Origin of the sequence: Arthrobacter humicola (genome assembly GCF_022803015.1) — a bacterium.
Classification (GTDB): domain Bacteria; phylum Actinomycetota; class Actinomycetes; order Actinomycetales; family Micrococcaceae; genus Arthrobacter; species Arthrobacter humicola_A.
The window spans coordinates 77,172-94,808 of sequence record NZ_JAFKON010000002.1; the positions used below are offsets into that span (position 1 = coordinate 77,172).

Annotated in this window: 14 protein-coding genes; 6 read left to right on the forward strand and 8 right to left on the reverse strand. The window is 67.1% G+C overall.

Annotation, left to right across the window (positions count from 1 at the left end):
- Positions 1-40 precede the first annotated feature (40 nt).
- Positions 41-1,699 (forward strand): MDR family MFS transporter, encoded by a 1,659-nt coding sequence (locus ARTB_RS05330; RefSeq protein WP_243178059.1) that lies wholly within the window; start codon positions 41-43, stop codon positions 1,697-1,699.
- A 202-nt stretch (positions 1,700-1,901) separates the two neighbouring features.
- Positions 1,902-3,377, forward strand: coding sequence for a sugar porter family MFS transporter (locus tag ARTB_RS05335; protein WP_243178060.1), 1,476 nt, complete (start codon positions 1,902-1,904; stop codon positions 3,375-3,377).
- Positions 3,378-3,496: 119 nt separating this feature from the next.
- Here the strand turns inward: ARTB_RS05335 and ARTB_RS05340 are convergent, their stop codons facing one another.
- From ARTB_RS05340 to ARTB_RS05360, 5 genes are all read right to left on the reverse strand, one after another.
- Positions 3,497-4,723 carry an MFS transporter gene (locus ARTB_RS05340; protein WP_243178061.1) on the reverse strand — a complete coding sequence of 409 codons (1,227 nt, stop codon included), beginning with the start codon at positions 4,721-4,723 and terminating at the stop codon, positions 3,497-3,499.
- Between the two features lie 38 nt (positions 4,724-4,761).
- On the reverse strand, positions 4,762-5,226 hold the full coding sequence (locus ARTB_RS05345) for a MarR family winged helix-turn-helix transcriptional regulator (RefSeq protein ID WP_243178062.1): 465 nt from the start codon (positions 5,224-5,226) through the stop codon (positions 4,762-4,764).
- Between the two features lie 185 nt (positions 5,227-5,411).
- A complete protein-coding gene (locus ARTB_RS05350; RefSeq protein WP_243178063.1) occupies positions 5,412-6,560 on the reverse strand; it encodes a mannitol-1-phosphate 5-dehydrogenase in 1,149 nt (382 codons plus the stop codon).
- Positions 6,560-8,530: a PTS mannitol transporter subunit IICBA gene (locus ARTB_RS05355; protein ID WP_243178064.1), complete on the reverse strand. Its 1,971-nt coding sequence runs from the start codon at positions 8,528-8,530 to the stop codon at positions 6,560-6,562. Before ARTB_RS05355 ends, ARTB_RS05350 begins: the two co-directional genes overlap by 1 nt.
- 58 nt (positions 8,531-8,588) lie before the next feature.
- Positions 8,589-9,317, reverse strand: a complete 729-nt coding sequence (locus tag ARTB_RS05360) for a TetR/AcrR family transcriptional regulator (RefSeq protein ID WP_028277575.1) — start codon at positions 9,315-9,317, stop codon at positions 8,589-8,591.
- A gap of 184 nt (positions 9,318-9,501) precedes the next feature.
- On the opposite strand from ARTB_RS05360, the gene ptsP reads away from it, so the two are divergent.
- The 3 genes from ptsP to ARTB_RS05375 all read left to right on the forward strand — a co-directional run bounded on the left by ptsP (position 9,502) and on the right by ARTB_RS05375 (position 11,976).
- Complete coding sequence (gene ptsP, locus ARTB_RS05365; protein WP_243178065.1) at positions 9,502-11,187, forward strand: phosphoenolpyruvate--protein phosphotransferase; 1,686 nt, start codon at positions 9,502-9,504, stop codon at positions 11,185-11,187.
- 22 nt (positions 11,188-11,209) lie between these two features.
- A complete protein-coding gene (locus ARTB_RS05370) occupies positions 11,210-11,632 on the forward strand; it encodes a helix-turn-helix domain-containing protein (RefSeq protein WP_243178066.1) in 423 nt (140 codons plus the stop codon).
- Positions 11,633-11,706: 74 nt separating this feature from the next.
- Positions 11,707-11,976, forward strand: coding sequence for a hypothetical protein (locus ARTB_RS05375; RefSeq protein ID WP_084476217.1), 270 nt, complete (start codon positions 11,707-11,709; stop codon positions 11,974-11,976).
- Between the two features lie 8 nt (positions 11,977-11,984).
- Here the strand turns inward: ARTB_RS05375 and ARTB_RS05380 are convergent, their stop codons facing one another.
- Positions 11,985-13,205: a PucR family transcriptional regulator gene (locus tag ARTB_RS05380; RefSeq protein ID WP_243178067.1), complete on the reverse strand. Its 1,221-nt coding sequence runs from the start codon at positions 13,203-13,205 to the stop codon at positions 11,985-11,987.
- A gap of 245 nt (positions 13,206-13,450) precedes the next feature.
- Between ARTB_RS05380 and ald the strand changes: the two genes are divergently transcribed.
- A complete protein-coding gene (gene ald, locus ARTB_RS05385; protein ID WP_243178068.1) occupies positions 13,451-14,569 on the forward strand; it encodes an alanine dehydrogenase in 1,119 nt (372 codons plus the stop codon).
- Positions 14,570-14,701: 132 nt separating this feature from the next.
- Here the strand turns inward: ald and ARTB_RS05390 are convergent, their stop codons facing one another.
- Positions 14,702-15,757 carry a Gfo/Idh/MocA family protein gene (locus tag ARTB_RS05390; RefSeq protein ID WP_243178069.1) on the reverse strand — a complete coding sequence of 352 codons (1,056 nt, stop codon included), beginning with the start codon at positions 15,755-15,757 and terminating at the stop codon, positions 14,702-14,704.
- Positions 15,758-15,895: 138 nt separating this feature from the next.
- Positions 15,896-17,593, reverse strand: coding sequence for an ABC transporter family substrate-binding protein (locus ARTB_RS05395; protein WP_243178070.1), 1,698 nt, complete (start codon positions 17,591-17,593; stop codon positions 15,896-15,898).
- Between the last annotated feature and the right edge of the window lie 44 nt (positions 17,594-17,637).

Here is a 17,637-nt window from a genome sequence, read left to right on the forward strand (position 1 = left end):
CAACTATCCGCTTAATCCCCCACTTCACCTTGGAGCAGTCATGTCCAAAACCACCTCCGTGCGCGCCGCGGGAGAGGTCCTGACCCACCGTCAGACCATCACCGTCATGGTGGGACTCATGCTCGGCATGTTCCTGTCTTCGCTGGACCAGACAATCGTGTCCACCTCGATCTACACGATCGCCAATGACCTCGACGGCCTCTCCCTGCAGGCCTGGGCCACCACCGCCTACCTCATCACCTCCACGGTGAGCACGCCGCTCTACGGCAAGCTCAGTGACATCTTCGGGCGCCGCCCGCTGTATCTCATCGCCATCGTGATCTTCCTCGCCGGTTCGCTCTATGCCGGCTCGGTCCACTCGATGACCGAACTCGCCATTGCCCGCGGCATCCAGGGCATGGGCGCCGGCGGCCTCCTGGCCCTCGCCCTGACCATCATCGGCGACATCGTGCCGCTCAAGGACCGGGCCAAGTACCAGGGCTACTTCATGTCGGTCTTCGGCATCTCCTCCGTCCTGGGCCCGGTGATCGGCGGCGCCTTCGCGGGCACCGAAACCATCCTCGGGATCGACGGCTGGCGCTGGGTGTTCCTGATCAACATCCCGATCGGTCTCGCGGCCCTCACAGTGGTGTTCATGTACCTGCACCTCCCCGCCAAGCACGTGAAGCAGAAGATCGACTACTGGGGCGCCGCGGCCATCACGCTGGCCATTGTGCCGCTCCTCCTCGTGGCCGAACAGGGCCGCACCTGGGGCTGGAGCTCCGCGAACTCCTACCTCTGCTACGGGCTCGGCGTCGTGGGTATCATCGCGTTCCTGCTTGCCGAACGGCACGCCGCCGACTACGCGCTGATCCCGCTCCGGCTGTTCCAGAACATCACCTTCGGCCTGTCCTCGCTGCTGAACTTCATCATCGGCATCGGCATGTTCGGCGCCATCGCGATGCTGCCCATGTACCTGCAGCTGGTCAAGGGCCTGACCCCCACCGAGGCCGGCCTCATGATGATCACCTTCACCGTGGGCATCCTCACCGGCTCCATCACAGCGGGCCGGACCATCTCGGCCTCGGGCACCTACCGGATCTTCCCGATCCTTGGCACCGCTACGCTGACGGTGGCCGCCGTCGTCATGGGCCTCTCCCTCGGCGTGGACACCCCACTGTGGGTCCCCGGCGCCATCGCCGTGTTCTTTGGCCTGGGACTCGGCTTCTGCATGCAGCCGCTGACGCTGGCCATGCAGGTCTCCGTGCCCTCGAAGGACATGGGCGTGGGCACTTCCTCCGCCGCGTTCTTCCGTTCCATGGGCGGCGCTGTTGGCACTGCCGTGTTCATCTCGATGCTTTTCAGCCTCGCGGCGGACAAGATCGCCACGGGCATGAAGGACGCCGCGCAGAATGCTGATTACCTCAAGGTGCTCAAGGATCCGGCCGTGGCCGCCGACCCGGCCAACGCTCAGCTCTACGACTTCTTCAAGAACGGCGCCAGCAACGACTCGCTGAACGACACCAGCTGGCTGCACACGGCCAACCCGACGCTCACCCGTCCCATCGTCGAGGGCTTCGCGCAGTCGATCGACGCCGTCATGCTCACGGCCGCCGTGCTCACCGGCATCGCCTTCCTGATCACGTTCGCCCTGCCGAACAAGAAGCTCACGGACCCGAAGGCGGTTGCCCGGGAGGGCGCCGTGGCCGCCGCCCACTAGGCGATCCCGAGGTCTGGAACACGACGACGGCCGGCAGTCTTTCTGGACTGCCGGCCGTCGTCGTCTGTCCTCAGCCGCAGCAGCGGCAAAGTGTATGTTTCGTCTCACTTTCCGGTGGTTGTGACAGGGGGCACGCCGGGTCGGGTGCAAGACTGGGTAGTTGCGGCGAAGGCCGTGGACCGCGAACTGCCAAGGGAGCCGTATGACCACCACCCATGACCAGACCGCCGCCAAGATCCCAAAAAGGGTCATTTGGCTGGCCGTAGCGGGCGCCGTCGGCGGCTTCCTCTTCGGCTTTGACTCCTCCGTCGTCAACGGCGCCGTCGACGCGATCAAGGACGAGTTCGCCCTCAGCGAGGCTGTGACCGGCTTCGCCGTCGCCGTGGCCCTCCTCGGCTGCGCGGCAGGGGCCTACCTGGCCGGCAAGATCGCCGACCGCTACGGCCGGATCCCGGCCATGAAGCTGGGCGCGCTGCTGTTCCTCGTCAGCGCCATCGGCACCGGGTTCGCGTTCGGCGTCTGGGACCTGATCTTCTGGCGCCTGGTGGGCGGGCTCGGCATCGGCCTGGCCTCGGTGATCGCGCCGGCCTACATTTCCGAAATTTCCCCCCGCCACGTCCGGGGCCGCCTGGCCTCGCTGCAGCAGCTGGCGATCACCACCGGCATCTTCGCCGCCCTGCTCTCCGACGCCGTGTTCGCGACGTCGGCCGGCGGCGCGGACCAGGCCCTGTGGCTTGGTTTGGAAGCCTGGCGCTGGATGTTCATGGCCGCCGCCGTCCCCGCGGTCGTCTACGGCTGGATCGCCTTCACCCTGCCCGAATCGCCGCGGTTCCTGGTGTTCCAGGGCAAGGACGAGGAGGCCCTCAGGGTCTTCAATTCGATCGCCCCGGACGATGACTCAGACCGGCACCTGCGCGACATCAAGAAGGCCATCGACGAGGACAAGCTCGCCGGCCAGAAGGGATCCCTGCGCGGCAAGGCCCTGGGCCTGCAGCCGGTGGTCTGGATCGGTATCATCCTGTCCGTGCTGCAGCAGTTCGTCGGCATCAACGTGATCTTCTACTACTCCACCACGCTGTGGAAGGCGGTGGGCTTCCAGGAAAAGGATTCGCTCACCATCTCCGTGGCCACCGCCGTCACCAACATCCTGGTCACGCTCGTGGCAATCGCCCTGGTGGACCGGATCGGTCGCCGTCCGATCATGCTGGCCGGCTCCATCGGCATGGCCCTCTCGCTGGGCACCATGGCGCTGGCCTTCGGCTCGGCCACCGGGTCCGGCGACGCGATCTCGCTGCCGGGTGCGTGGGGGCCGGCGGCGCTGGTCGCCGCCAACGTCTTCGTCATCAGCTTCGGCGCCTCCTGGGGCCCGCTGGTGTGGGTACTGCTGGGGGAGATCTTCCCGTCCCGGATCCGCGCCCGGGCCCTGGGCCTGGCCGCGGCCGCGCAGTGGATCGCCAACTTCGCCATCACCCTGAGCTTCCCGGTCATGGCCGCGGCCTCCCTGCCGCTGACGTACGCCATGTACGCGCTGTTCGCGGCGGCGTCTTTCTTCTTCGTCATGTTCAAGGTCCCGGAGACCAACGGCATGTCCCTGGAGCAGGCCGAAACCCTGTTCGTACCCAAGGGATCCGCAAAGGAAGCCGCCAAGGAATCCGCGAAAGAGTCCGCCAGGGCCTGAGCCGGCGCTTCTGTCAGGCCCGCCGCGCCTTCAGCGTTCCGACAAAGAGCGCCCATGCTTCCTCGGAAGCATGGGCGTTCTTTGTCACCTCAGCGGGTTCTGCACAACACCGGGCGTTGCTACACCACGTGCGGCTCGTGCGCCGCCAGGTAGCGGCGTCCGCCGAAGACGACGGCAATGGCGGCCACCATGGCCAGCGCGCCGGTGAAGAAGGGCACCTGCGGACCGAAGTGCTCGCCCAGCTGCGCCGCGGCAAACGGTGCCAGGGCGCCGCCCATCCAGCGCACGAAGTTGTAGCCGGCCGAGGCCACCGGCCGCGGCGAGTCGGACACGCCCATGGCCAACTCCGTGTAGATGGTGTTGTTGATGCCCAGGAGCGCCCCGGAAATGACCACGAGGACGACGACGGCCGGCACCGAGTGCCCGGCGGCCAGGCCCAGTCCCACAAGGTCGAGCATCAGCAGGACCAGGGTGCCGGTGAGGACCCGGACCGCTCCGAAGCGGTTCTGCAGCACGGGGGCGGCAAACACTGAGAAGACCGCGACGGCCACACCCCAGCCGAAGAACACCCCGCCGATCCCGTAGGCGTCCATGCCGAGGATGAACGGCGTGAAGGCGAGGACGGTGAAGAAGCCGTAGTTGTAGAACAGGCCGCTGGCCGCAGTCGTCCGCAGCCCCTTGTGTCCGAGGGCCAGCAGCGGATCCCGGAGCCGGACTTTCCGCTCGGGCAGCGGCGTCTTGGGCAGCAGGGCAATCAGCGCGATGAATGCGGAGGCCATCAGCACAGCCGTGCCGAAGAACGGGGCGCGCCACTGCCAGCCGCCCAGCAGTGCGCCCAGGAGCGGGCCGAGGGAAATGCCCAGGCCGAGCGCGGCCTCGTAAAGGATGATCGCCGTGCCGGCGCCGCCGCTTGCGACGCCGACAATCACGGCCAGCGCCGTGGCCACGAACAGGGCGTTGCCCAGCCCCCAGCCGGCGCGGAAGCCGATGAGCTCAGCCACGCTGCCCGACGTGCCGGACAGGGAGGCGAACACGACGATGACCGCCAGCCCGATCAGGAGCGTCCGCTTCCCGCCGATCCGGGAGGAGACGTAGCCGGTGATCAGCATGGCGACTGCGGTCACCAGGAAATAGCTTGTGAAGAGCAGCGACACCTGGCTCGGCGAGGCGTCCAGGTTCTTGGCGATCGCCGGCAGGATGGGGTCCACCAGCCCGATCCCCATGAAGGCGAACACTGCCGCGAGGGCCGTGGCCCACACTGCCTTGGGCTGTTTGAGCAGTGAGGCCTTCTCGGCCTCGAGGGTTACTTCCGCTGCCGGCAGGGTGTCGGCGGGCTGGCCGTGCATGGGGGCACTCCTAAGTGATTGGAATTGTTGGGTGAAGATCAGGCCAGGAGCGTCGCGTTGATCCTGCCGATGACCGGGAGGGCGGCCGCGAGAGCGGCGCGGTCTTCGTCCGAAAGGGACGAGAGAACGCCCGCCATGACGGTGTTGCGGCGCTCATTGGCGGACGCGACGGCAGCGAGGCCGGCGTCCGTGAGGGTGACCCGGACGGCGCGGGAATCGTCGGGATCCGGCTCGCGCCGGGCGAGGCCGGCGCGCTCGAGCTTGATGATCTGCTCGGTGGCACTGGGCACCTTGACGCCGAGGTTCCGGGCGATTTCGCCCACCCGCACACCGCCTGCGGCGCGCCCGGCGTCCAACAGCATCTTGAGCATGCTGAGCTGGGCGGCGCTGAGTTCGCCGTCGGCGTCCAAGCGGCGGACGAGGTAGATGCTGTGGCGGAGGGCCTCGCGGAAGTCCTCGGCGAGAGCGAGGAGGCCGGGGTCAGCCGATTCACTGGCGTTCATAGTTAGGTAGCCTAACAGTTAGGCAACCTAATGGTCAACGGCCAGCCCCTCCCTCACTTTTCGCGTCAAAAACACAGACCCTCCCTCACCAGAAGTGAGGGAGGGTCCGTGTATCGGACAATCATCTGAGGGAGCGTCGCCCAAAAACCCGCGCGATCTGAGGGAGCGTCGTTGGGCTGGAGCGGCTAGACGACCGCTGTGGCCTCCTCGATGAGGGAGGACACGGCGGCAAAGAGCGGGTGGTCCGCCGGCAGGCCAGTGATCTTCTCCGTGGCCTCGTCCGGCGTGGACGCGGAGAGGATTTTCGCCAGCTCCACGGCCTCGGCGTCGGCCGGATCACTGAAGCGCAGGGCCGCGGCGATGGCCCCGAGCAGCGCCTCGGGGACAATTCCGCGTTCGGCCAGCTCGGCAGCGGGACCGATGAAGCGCTCATGCCGGCTGAGTTTGCGCAGCGGGGCACGGCCCACCCGGGTGACGGTGTCCGGCAGGTGCGGGTTCGAGAAGCGGCCCAGGATTTTTTCCACGTACGCCTCCTGCTCGGCCCGGTTGAAGCCGTGCTTGGCCACCAGCAGCTCCTTGGTTTCGTCCAGGACGGCGCGCACATCGGCCGCGACGTCCTGGTCGGCCATGGCCTCGGAAATCTTGCCCAGGCCGGCCTCGAATCCGAAGTAGGCCGCCGCCGCATGCCCCGTGTTGACGGTGAACAGCTTCCGCTCGATATACGGTTCCAGATCGTCCACGAACGTCGCGCCCGGGACCACCGGCTCGTTCCCGGCGAACGGGGTACGGTCGATCACCCACTCATAGAACGTCTCCACCGTGACGTCCAGGCCCTGCCCGGCCTCCTGGTTCGGCACAATCCGGTCCACCGCCGTGTTGGCAAACACGGCGGCCGCGTCCAGGGCGCCCGCGGCCGGATCCCACTGGGCAACGACCTCGGACTTCAGGATGTCCGTGGCGTTGATCGCGTTCTCGCACGCCATCACCTGCAGCGGCGCCAGCCCGGCGGCACGGGCAGCAATCCCCTTGGCAATCACGGGCGCCACGAACTTCAGGATGTGCGGCCCCACGGCGGTGGTGACGATGTCCGCCGTCGCGATTTCCGCGACGACGTCGGCCTCCTGGGTGCCGGAGTTCAGCGCCCGGAAGTTGTTGACGGTACGGACTGCGGGGTTCTCTCCCACTTCGTGGACCTCGTAGCTGTCCGCGGCGGCCAGCTCGGTGATGAGGGCGTCCGCGACGTCGGCGAACACCACCTCGTACCCTGCGTCGTGCAGCAGCAGGCCCACGAAGCCGCGCCCGATGTTTCCGGCTCCGAAATGAACAGCCTTCACTAGGAGTTGACCTTTCCGAACAGGGCCAGCACTTCGTCAACCGTGGTGGCCGCCTCGAGCTGGGCCACCTGGGCCTTGTTAGTGAAGACCTTGGCGATTGAGGACAGGATGTGCAGGTGTTCGTTGTTGACGCCGGCCACACCGACGACGAACTTCACTTCCTTGCCGTTCCAGTCGATGCCGTTCGGGTAGCGGATAACGGAGACCGCCGACTTCATGATGTGGTCCTTCGCGGCATTGGTGCCGTGCGGGATGGCCAGGAAGCTGCCCATGTACGTGGAGACCGATTCCTCGCGTTCGTGCATGGCGTCCACGTAGCCGGAGTCGACGGCGCCGCGGTCCAGCAGAAGCTGCCCGGCCTCGTCGATCGCGGCGTCCCGCGTGGTCGCATGGCCGTTGAGGACGACGCTTTCGGCCACCAGGATGCCGGCGGGACCCTCCTCGGCTTCTGCCTCGGCGGCCGCGGGGGCGGTGCCGGCGGCGGCCGCGGCAGGGGCCGCGTCCGTGGTGCCGGCTTCCGTGTTGCTGGCCTCGACCAGTTCCACGATCTCGTCGTACCGCGGGCTGTTCATGAAGTTGTCCACAGAGACATGTACGGCGCTGGCGGTCGCGGGCTTGGCCCGTTCGGTCAGGTCCTGGTGGGTGATGACGACGTCGTACGTGTCGGTCAGGTTGGCGATCGCGGAGTTGGTGACCTTGACGTCCGTGAATCCGGCGGCCTTGATCTTGTTGCGGAGCACCGAGGCGCCCATCGCGCTGGAGCCCATGCCGGCGTCGCAGGCAAAGACGATGTTCTTGATCGGGGTGGCGAGGACGGCGACGCCGCTGGCGCCCACGCCCTCACCGATCAGGGCTGCGGACACCGAGCTCTTCTTGCCCTTCAGGGCCTCCATCCGGTGGGTGGCCTGATCGAGGTCGTCTTCGGCGGGCGCCTTGCTGGCTTTCAGGACCACGGAGGCGATCAGGAAGGACACGGTGGTGGCAAAGAGGACGGAGAGCGTCACGCCGACGTAGCTGTCGCGTGCCGTGGAGGCGTAGACCGCGATGATGCTGCCCGGGGCTGCCGGGGACCGGAGTCCGGCACCGGTGACCACGAGCGTAAAGATGCCGGTCATGCCGCCGCCGATTGCGGCGAAGATCGTCATCGGCTTCATCAGGACGTACGGGAAGTAGATCTCATGGATACCGCCGACGAACTGGATCACGGCTGCGCCCGGCGCGGACGCCTTGGCCAGGCCCTTGCCGAAGAAGGAAAAGGCGAGCAGGATGCCGAAGCCCGGACCGGGGTTGGCTTCAAGCAGGAACAGGATGGACTTGCCCTGCTCGAGCGCCTGCTGCGTGCCCAGCGGGGTGAGGATGCCGTGGTTAACGGCGTTGTTGAGGAACAGGACCTTTGCGGGCTCGATGAAGATGCTAGTGAAGGGCAGCAGGCCGTTGGTGACCAGGAATTCGACCACGGCGCTGGCGCCATTGCTGAAGGCCTTCACGATCGGGCCGACCACCAGCATGCCGACGACCGCCATGGCGGCGGCAACGATGCCTGCCGAGAAGTTGTCGATCAGCATTTCGAAGCCGGGCTTGACGCGGCCTTCCCAGATCTTGTCCAGCTTCATCATGATCCAGGCAGTGAGCGGGCCAAGGATCATGGCGCCGATGAACATGGGGATGTCGGTACCGACGATGACGCCCATGGTGGCCACCGCGCCCACCACGCCGCCGCGCACGCCGTAGACCATCCGGCCGCCGGTGTAGCCGATCAGCAGCGGGAGCATGTACGTGATCATGGGCCCGACAAGCTTGCCGAGCTCCGCATTGGGGAAGAAGCCGGCCGGGATGAAGAGCGCCGTGATGAAGCCCCAGGCGATGAAGGCGCCGATGTTGGGCATGATCATTCCGGACAGGAACGTCCCGAATTTCTGGACGTGTACGCGCATGCTGGTGCGTGGTTTCGCAACTGTCTCTGTTGCCATGTGAGTTCCTAACCGTCGTTCCCGCTGCATTGCAGGATGGTCCGATAATTTCGCCGAGCTAGCTGGTGGAGCTGTTGGAGATCCGGTGGAGCCATTCGAGGAAGAGTTTGAGTTCCGAGCTGGAGAGCTGGTCCGAGTGGGACGCCTGGAGGGCTGCGTTCAATGCGATGGCCGCCACAACCACTGAGGACTTTCCGCTGTCCACAGAACCGTTGTCCCGGGCCTGCTCGGTGGAAACCGCAAAGATCATGGCGTCGCGGGTCATGGCGGAGAGCTCGAGGTTCCGCTCCGGCACCTTTTCCGCGATCAGCATGAGGGTCATGCCCACATTGGCCGCCAGGATGGACCTGGCCGCCTCCTTGGGCGGGACGTTGAGCTGGCCGGAGACAGCCGCCTTGTTCAGCATTTCCTCCATGAGGGCCTCGGCATCGGCGACGATGGCCGGGCGGCTCTCAGGGCGGATATTGCCGAACATGACGAGGTACAGTTCCGGCTGTTTCAGCCCGAACTGGACATGGTTGTCCCACATCCTCCGGATGTCCTCCAGAGGCTGGCCAGAGGGCGCGAAGTCCCGTTCGCCCGCGACATATTCGTCGAAACCTGCTGCGACGACGGCGTCGAACAGCCCTTCTTTGTCACCAAAGTGGTGGTAGAGGGTCGGTGCCGTGACACCGGCCAGCTGCGTGATCTGGCGGGTCGAGACTGCGGATCCGCCGGAGTTGGCCAGCAGCTCGGCGGCCGCACGCAGCAGCCGGGCTTTGGGTGGTAGCTGGCCATCGATACTCATAACCGCTACCCTAGCACCTATAGCAACGCTATATGAACTGCATCACATACAATTTTTTCAGGTGCCGTGACCCGCCCGCTGCCGTAGCCGTCAGCCGCAGGCGCAAATGATCAGCAGGGTCGCTGCGGCACCTGGTTTACCGGCTTAGTGGCCACTGGCCTACGACAGAATATGAGGACCTTCAGTGCAGAACTTCCCAGGAGTAGGCGTTAGCCCCGGCCGCATCATCGGCACCGTCCGGCAGATGCCCAAACCGATCAGCGAACCGCCCGCCGGAGAGCAGCTTCCCGCCGGCGTCACGGCGGAGGACGCGACTGCGGCGCTGAAAGCCGCGGCGAAATCCGTCCACGACGAACTGAAGGCCCGCTCCGAGACCGTCTCGGGCGACGGCAAGGCCGTCCTCGAGGCCACGGCCCTCATGGCCACTGACACCATGCTGCTCAAATCCGCAACGAAACTGATCGGCCGCGGCACCTCCGGGCAGCGGGCAATCTGGGAAGCCGGCGCCTCGGTCTCGGAAATGCTGCACAACCTGGGCGGCTACATGGCCGAGCGCGCCACGGACGTCCTGGATGTCCGCTCCCGGATCGTGGCGGAACTGCGCGGAGTCCCCGCGCCGGGCATTCCCGTGTCCGCCACCCCGTTCATCCTCATCGCCGAGGACCTGGCCCCGGCCGATACCGCCACCCTGGATCCGGAAAAGGTCCTGGCCCTCGTCACCGCCGGCGGCGGACCGCAGTCCCACACCGCGATCATCGCCCGGTCACTGGGTCTGCCCGCCGTGGTCGCCGCAGTCGGGGTCGACGAACTCGCCGACGGCACCGAGGTGTACGTGGACGGCGCGGCCGGGCTCATCACCGCGAACCCGGACGAGTCCCAGCGCGCGGCCGCAGCTCACTGGGCCGCCACCGCCTCGCTGCTCGCCGCCTTTGACGGGACCGGCACGACGGCGGACGGCCACCTCGTGCCGCTCCTGGCCAACGTCGGCGGCGCCAAGGACGCCGTGGCCGCGGCAGGCCTGAACGCCCAGGGCGTGGGACTGTTCCGGACCGAGTTCTGCTTCCTGGAGCGGGACACCGAACCGACCGTGGAGGAGCAGGCCGCCGCCTACCAGGGCGTCTTCGACGCCTTCCCGGGCAAGAAAGTGGTGCTTCGCACGCTCGACGCCGGCGCGGACAAGCCGCTGCCGTTCCTGACGGACGCCACCGAGCCCAACCCCGCCCTGGGCGTCCGCGGCTACCGGACCGATTTCACCACGCCGGGGGTCCTGGAGCGCCAGCTGCAGGCCATTGCCCTGGCGGAGAAAGCATCCGAGGCCGATGTCTGGGTGATGGCCCCGATGATTTCCACCGCTGAGGAAGCGGCCCGCTTTGCCTCGCTGTGCACTGCGGCAGGGATCAAGACGCCCGGCGTCATGGTGGAGGTCCCGTCGGCGGCGCTGACGGCCGAGGCCATCCTCCGCGAGGTTGGCTTCGCCAGCCTGGGCACCAATGACCTCACCCAGTACGCCATGGCAGCCGACCGCCAGCTCGGCCCGCTGGCCGCCCTGAACACCCCCTGGCAGCCGGCCGTACTGCGGCTCGTGGGCCTGACCGTGGAAGGTTCCGCGGCCGAGGGCCACAACAAGCCGGTGGGCGTGTGCGGTGAGGCCGCGGCGGACCCTGCCCTCGCCGTCGTCCTCACGGGGCTGGGCGTCACCACGCTGTCCATGACGGCGCGTTCCATCGCGGCCGTCGCCGCCGTGCTGAAGACCGTCACCCTGGCTGAAGCGCGGGAGCTGGCCAAGCTGGCCTTGTCCGCGCCGAGCGCTACGGAGGCCCGGGCCTGGGTGCGGGCAAAACTGCCGGTCCTGGAGGACCTTGGGCTGTAGCGGCTGCCGCTAGGATGCACTCATGGCACTGATAGCCCCCCGGGTGACGGCCGGCCTCCCGGCCGAGGATGCGCAGAACCTCAGGTACGCCCTCGACGGCAGCCACGACATTACGGTGTTCGTGGACGGCACCGTCCACCGGCTGCCGCCCGCGGCGCGGGACGCCGTCGTCGATCTGCTGGGCCGCTTCAGCCGCGGCGAGGCCGTGACGGTCAGCAGCGTCGAGGAAATGCTGACGACGTCCCGGGCCGCGGAGCTTGCGGGAATCTCGCACACATATCTGCGGAACATGACCGACCGCGGCGAGATCCCGGTGGAGTACCGCGGAACGCACCGCCGGATCCGGCTGGCCGACATCATGGCGTGGCTCGAAACGCAGAAGAAGAATGGTGCGGGCGCCGGGACGCCGGCCGGCCAGGATGACGAGGCTGCCGGTGCTTCATGAAGCAGTGATAAGGATCAAGCAACGATCCCTGTCCGGCGCGGAAGCACTGATATCCCGCGGGATAAGCTTGGAATGTGGGTAAATTCAGAGGGTGGCACATCGTGGCAGGGATCGCCGCTATGCTGCTCGCTGGCATCTTCGGAACCGCGATGGGCCTGAACAACACCGCCACGTATTTGGCCAGCGGCGTCGCTTTCGTAGCGGTGTCGCTCTGGGTGGACAGCCGGATTTCCCGCCGCCGCAGTGCCGCCGGCATCGCCGGCCCCGGCCAGGACCTTGGCCAGGACGCTGGCCACGATGCGAAGCCGGCCCTCGACGCCGACCCCTCCAAGCGCGAGGGCTAAGCGCGCCGCTAGATTCTGGGCCGGCCAGCCCAGCGCCGCGCCTTGAGCCCGGCATGCAGTTCCAGCCGCACCATTCCCTTCAACGGGTCCACGCCCAGCAGCTGGCGGATCCGGCCGAGCCGGTTGTAGATGCTGCTCCGGTGCAGGTGCAGTTTGGCCGCGACCTCCTGGACCGAGCCGTCGTTGTCGTAGAACAGCTCCAGCACGGGCAGCAGCTCGTGGTTGCTGTCATGGTCCTCGAGGAGGCGGAAATACACGGAACCCGCGTCTGCCCAGGCTCCCGCGCCGCCGCCCGCCGAGGCCAGGAGCTGGTAGACGCCGGTGGCCCGGCAGTCGACGAGCTCGCCCAGCTGGGGATCCACCGCCGCGGCCTGGGCCGCCTGCCGTGACTGCCGGTAGGCCTCGGCCAGTTCCCGCGGCTTGGCGAATCCCTCGGACGTGCCAAGGATGATCCGCCGGACCGTGCGCCCGGAGCGTTTGGCGAGTTCGAGCTGGTAGTGGACCAGCACCTGGGCGTGGTCGGCGCGTCCCGTGGATTCCTTGAAGAGCACCACCGCATGGGTCTCCGTGCCGGCGCTGAACAGTGCGGCGTCTACCCCGATGGTCGCCTGCAGCGCCGCGGAGCGGTGAATAAGCGTGTCGGCGATGGGATCCGAGCCCCCGGCCCAGCCATCCGCGTCCAGGACGGTCACCAGCTGCCATGGCCCCTTGCCTTGGACCTCTTTCCAGCCCGCGACGGCCGCCGCCGCGTTGGCCTCCCCGGCGCACGCGGCAAGGAACTCCTGCTCGCGCCGGCGCCGGAACTCGGACTCCGCCGTGTTGGAATCCAGCAGCAGGGAGGACAGCTGCTCCAGCTCCGGCGCCACGTCCGGCAGCTGGCCCAGGACGGTCGCGGCACTGGGCTCCTCGGCGTCGAGCTGGACCCACAGGTACCCCACCCGGAAGCCCCGCACCAGCAGCGGCACGCACACGCGCCCGAGCATGCCGAGGTCCGCGTTGGCCGGCACGACGACCGGCCGGACCGCCGTCGCGATCCCGTGGGAGAGCTGCCACGCGATGACATCCACGGGGACACGCTTGCTGAGCAGGAAGTTCACCCGGACGCGGTCCGCGTGGGATTGGTTGGAGCTGTAGGCGAGGAGCAGACCGTCAAGGTCCTCGAGGGAGAGGCCGCGGCCCAGTCGCTGCGCCACCTGCTCCACGAGCTGCTCCACGTCCTGCTGCTGCATCCTGCCAGACTACTGCCCCCGCCCGCCGCACTGCGAATGCATCCGGGACGGACACGAGCCGACACCTGACGTCCGCGCCCTCGACAAATGTCTATTCCCGGTTTTGAAAAACCCCGGAATGACGCGGCGGGCGCCCACCGCCCGGTGTCGGCACCTGTCGCGTGCCTCACAGCGGGATTTATTCTGGAAGTACGAATCCCCCGCTCATCCAGGCCCACCAGGCCACCAGCTACTGGAGCTAACAAATGATCATCGGCGTACCCAAAGAGATCAAGAACAACGAGTTCCGCGTCGCCATCACGGCGGCCGGCGTCCATGAATTCCGGACCCACGGCCACGAGGTCCTCGTCGAGCGCGGCGCGGGCCTGGGCTCCGGCATCACGGATGAGGAATACGCGATCGCCGGCGCCGAGATCGTCGCCGAAGCCGACGACGTCTGGGGCCGCGCGGACATGGTGCTGAAGGTCAAGGAACCGGTCAAGGCCGAATACCACCGCTTCCGCAAGGACCTGATCCTCTTCACCTACCTGCACCTGGCCGCCGAACCGGAACTGACCCAGGCCCTGATCAACTCCGGCGTCACCGCCATCGCCTACGAGACCGTCCAGGAGGGCAGGTCCCTGCCGCTGCTGGCACCGATGTCCGAGGTTGCCGGCCGGCTGTCCGTACAGGTCGGCGCCACCTCCCTGATGGCCCCGGCAGGCGGCAAGGGTGTGCTGCTCGGCGGCGTCCCGGGCGTCCGTCCGGCCAAGGTCGTTGTCCTCGGAGCCGGTGTTGCCGGCACGAACGCCGCCGCCATGGCCCTGGGCCTGGGTGCCGACGTCACCATCCTGGACATCAACATCAACCGCCTGCGCGAACTGGACGCCCAGTACCAGGGCCGCCTGAAGACAGTCGCGTCCAACTCCTACGAGATCGAGAAGTCCGTGGTCGACGCCGACCTCGTGATCGGTTCGGTCCTGATCCCCGGCGCCAAGGCCCCGAAGCTCGTCACCAACGAGCTCGTGTCCCGGATGAAGCCCGGCTCCGTGCTGGTGGACATCGCCGTGGACCAGGGCGGCTGCTTCGAGGACACGCACCCCACCACGCACCAGGAACCGACGTACAAGGTCCACAACACGATCTTCTACTGCGTCGCCAACATGCCCGGCGCCGTGCCGAACACCTCCACGTACGCGCTGACCAACGTCACCCTGCGCTACGCCGTCTCGCTGGCGAACCTGGGCGTCAAGGCTGCGTTTGAGCGCGACGCCGCCCTGGCCGCCGGCCTGAACATCGCCGGCGGCAAGGTTGCCCACCGCTCGGTCTCCGAGGCGCACAACCTGCCCCTCGTCGCCGACTGGCACGAGCTGGTCTCCGCGTAGCCGGCACCGTGTAACCAACACATCTCCGCGTAGCGGCACTTCATCGGCTGCTCCGTAACCGCCCTTTTGGACCCCCAGAACGGCAGTTACGGAGCAGTCGATGGCTGTTTAGGCCCGCACCGTGCCGAGAACCTAGGCCAGGGACCGGGCCTGCTCGATCAGCTGCAGCACCTGGAGCGGGCCCGCGGGGTCGACGGGGACTGGCAGCGCCGAGCCGGCGCCGCCGTCGGCGATCTTGGCGGCCAGGATCCGGTAGAACTCCGGGTAGGCGCCGCGCTCGGTGGGCAGCCGGTCCAGGTGCCCGTCGCGCCCCAGCAGCCCGGCCCAGTCCGGATCTTCCACGCCGTAGTCGGCATCCAGCGGGCTTCCGCCGGCCAGGATGTACGGCTCCTGCGGGTCCACGCCGTGCTTGGTGAACCCGCCCTCGCTACCCAGGATGCGGTAGCGCGGGCCCTGCTGGGCGCACAGCATGTTCATCCACAGGTGGCTGGTCACCCCGGAACTGTGCCGCAGGACCACGAAGACGTCGTCGTCCGCCTTAGCTCCGGGCCGCCGGGCCGCCAGTTCCGCGTGCGTGACCGTAGCCGGCCCAAAAAGCTGCACGGCCTGGTCCAGCAGGTGGGTGCCGAGGTCAAACAGCACCCCGCCGCCGTCGTCCGCCGTTGCGGCCGCCTTCCATGCTTTGGGGACGTCGGGCGACCACCGCTCGAAGCGGGACTCAAAGCGGCTCACGGTGCCGAAGGCTCCGGTGTCCATGAGCGCTTTAGCGGTGAGGAAGTCGCCGTCCCAGCGCCGGTTCTGGAACACCGTGAGCACCCGGCCCAGCCGCCCGGCCAGGTCGATGAGCTCCTGCCCCTCGGCGCTGCTGACAGCGAAGGGCTTGTCGACGACGACGTCGAGGCCGGCTTCCAGCGCCGCTTTCGCGAGTGGGTAGTGGGTGGCGGGCGGCGTGCCGAGCACCAGCAGGTCCAGTTCGCCGGCGAGCTCGAGGAGATCGGCCGGGGTGTCGACGATCCTGGCCGCCGGATAGCTGTGTGCGGCGGCAGATCTCCTGCCGGCGTCGGTGGTGGCAATGGCATCGAGCGAATAGGCCGGGTTTGCGGCGATGAACGGGGCGTGGAAGACGCTGCCCGAAAGGCCGAAACCGGCGACGGCGGTGCGGATGGGCCGGGTTGAATCGTTGCTCATGGTGCCAAGGCTACCGGCTGGGCATGCACCGGGCTCCTGTCCGGCAGGGCCTAAACGAACGAGGCCGGTGCCGCCCGGATGGTTCCGGGGGCACCGGCCTCGGCCGTGCTGCTTGTTAGTGCGTGGTGCTTGTCAGAGCTAGCTCTTCTGCCAGCCGACGACGCTCCAGTCCGGGGTCTGGAACAGGGCTGCACCGTAGTTGGCCAGGCCGGTGCGGGCGAAGTAGATCTGCGGGCCGTTCATGATGACGCCCATCGAGAAGTACTTCTCCATGTGCTTCTTCTCGACGTCCATGGCGGCCTTGTTGCGCTGGGCGTCATCCTGGATGGACGCGAGGTCCTTGATGGCCTTGTCCAGTTCGGCGTCGCCAAGTTCGTTCTCGTTGGTCTTGGAATCGTAGAACTGCTTCACGCCGGAGGTGGCGTCGGCGCCAACCGTGTAGCCGCTGATGGTGAGCTGGAAGTCGCGGCTGCCAACCACCTTGCCGAAGTCGGCGTCACCGCGCTGGTCGATGCCAACGTCCATGCCGGCCGCCTGAAGCTGCTTCTGCAGCGTCTGCACGGTGGCGAGGCCGGTGGGGTCGTCACCGAAGTTGGTGATCTTGAACGACGCCGGGACGCCGTCCTTTTCCATGATGCCCTTGGCGTTGGCCTTGTAGCCGGCCTCGGTCAGGACCTTCTTGGCCGCGTCGGCGCCGGTTTCCTTGACCGGGTAGTTGTCCTGGTAGTACTTCGAGAACGGCATCAGCATCATCGAGCCCGAGCTGTTCTCTTCCCAGTTCAGTCCGCCAAAGCGGACGGCGCGGATGGCGGGACGGTCCACGGCGGTGAAGATTGCCTTGCGGACTGCGACGTCGGTAAGCGGGGCCTTGAGGGCGTTGAGGTTCAGGCCGCCGGCGAAGAGGCGCTGACCGCGGCGGACCTCGGAGTTCTTTGTGCCTTCAAGCTGCTTGTACTTCGTCAGCGTGCGGCCATCGGCCATGTCGATCTCGCCGTTCTTGAAGGCGGCGATCTCGGCGCTGGCCTCCAGCTGGCGGAAGATCACCTTGTCCAGGACCGGCTTCTCGCCCCACCACTTGTCATTCGGCACGAGGGAGACAGTCTTCGCGGCGGAGTCAAACTTGTCGACCTTGAACGGGCCGGCCATCCACTCGGGGTGCAGTTCGCCCGTGAAGCCGGTGTTGAAGATTTCGGGAGTGTTCACGGTCTGCGGGATGAAGCCGCCGAACATGTCGCTGAGCGGGTACACCGGCTGTGCGGTGGTGACAACGACTTCCTTGTCGCTGCTTCCCGCCTTGACGGAGTCGATGAACTCGTAGGCGCCGGAGCTGACGATGTCGATGTCCTTGTTCTGGCCATTGAGCATCTTCCACGTGTTCTCGAACGTGGCGGCGTTGATCGGGGTGCCGTCGTTGTAGGCGGCCTTCGGGTTGATCTTGATGGTGACGGTCTGCTTGCCGTCTTTGACCTCGCTCTTGAAGTCTTCGCAGAAGTTCTTGTTGAGGCTGGCGGTGCCGTCGAAGTCCAGCTTCCAGCAGCCCACGTAGCCGGCCTCGTCGATCGGGTAGTGCAGTTCAGTGTTGTCCGCTGAGTTGCCCGCGTTGGAGAAGCCGTTGAAGTCCGGTCCGATGTTGCCCAGGGGCAGCGTTACGGTACCGCCCTGCTGCAGGTCGGCTGCCTTCTTGGCGTTGACGCTGACCAGCTTGCTCAGGTCGCCGGAGGCATCCTGTGCCTTGGCGCTCTGGGCGGTGGTTGAGGCGCCACCGCTGCCGCAAGCGGTCAGCGCGAGGGCCGCCACGACGGCGGTGAGGCCGCCGATCCTGGTCCGATTTTTCATGTGATCCCCTTCATTTTTTCATGCGAGTGTGATGCGTGGGTTCT

Coding starts and splice junctions, on each gene's coding strand:
- ARTB_RS05340 (WP_243178061.1), bottom strand. CDS start 4,723: ATGCACGGCCAGCCCGCCGACACCCTGCCGGCAGCGGAAGTAACCCTC.
- ARTB_RS05370 (WP_243178066.1), top strand. CDS start 11,210: ATGGCACTGATAGCCCCCCGGGTGACGGCCGGCCTCCCGGCCGAGGAT.
- ARTB_RS05380 (WP_243178067.1), bottom strand. CDS start 13,205: ATGCAGCAGCAGGACGTGGAGCAGCTCGTGGAGCAGGTGGCGCAGCGA.
- ARTB_RS05395 (WP_243178070.1), bottom strand. CDS start 17,593: ATGAAAAATCGGACCAGGATCGGCGGCCTCACCGCCGTCGTGGCGGCC.
- ARTB_RS05390 (WP_243178069.1), bottom strand. CDS start 15,757: ATGAGCAACGATTCAACCCGGCCCATCCGCACCGCCGTCGCCGGTTTC.
- ARTB_RS05330 (WP_243178059.1), top strand. CDS start 41: ATGTCCAAAACCACCTCCGTGCGCGCCGCGGGAGAGGTCCTGACCCAC.
- ald (WP_243178068.1), top strand. CDS start 13,451: ATGATCATCGGCGTACCCAAAGAGATCAAGAACAACGAGTTCCGCGTC.
- ARTB_RS05345 (WP_243178062.1), bottom strand. CDS start 5,226: ATGAACGCCAGTGAATCGGCTGACCCCGGCCTCCTCGCTCTCGCCGAG.
- ARTB_RS05360 (WP_028277575.1), bottom strand. CDS start 9,317: ATGAGTATCGATGGCCAGCTACCACCCAAAGCCCGGCTGCTGCGTGCG.
- ARTB_RS05355 (WP_243178064.1), bottom strand. CDS start 8,530: ATGGCAACAGAGACAGTTGCGAAACCACGCACCAGCATGCGCGTACAC.
- ARTB_RS05335 (WP_243178060.1), top strand. CDS start 1,902: ATGACCACCACCCATGACCAGACCGCCGCCAAGATCCCAAAAAGGGTC.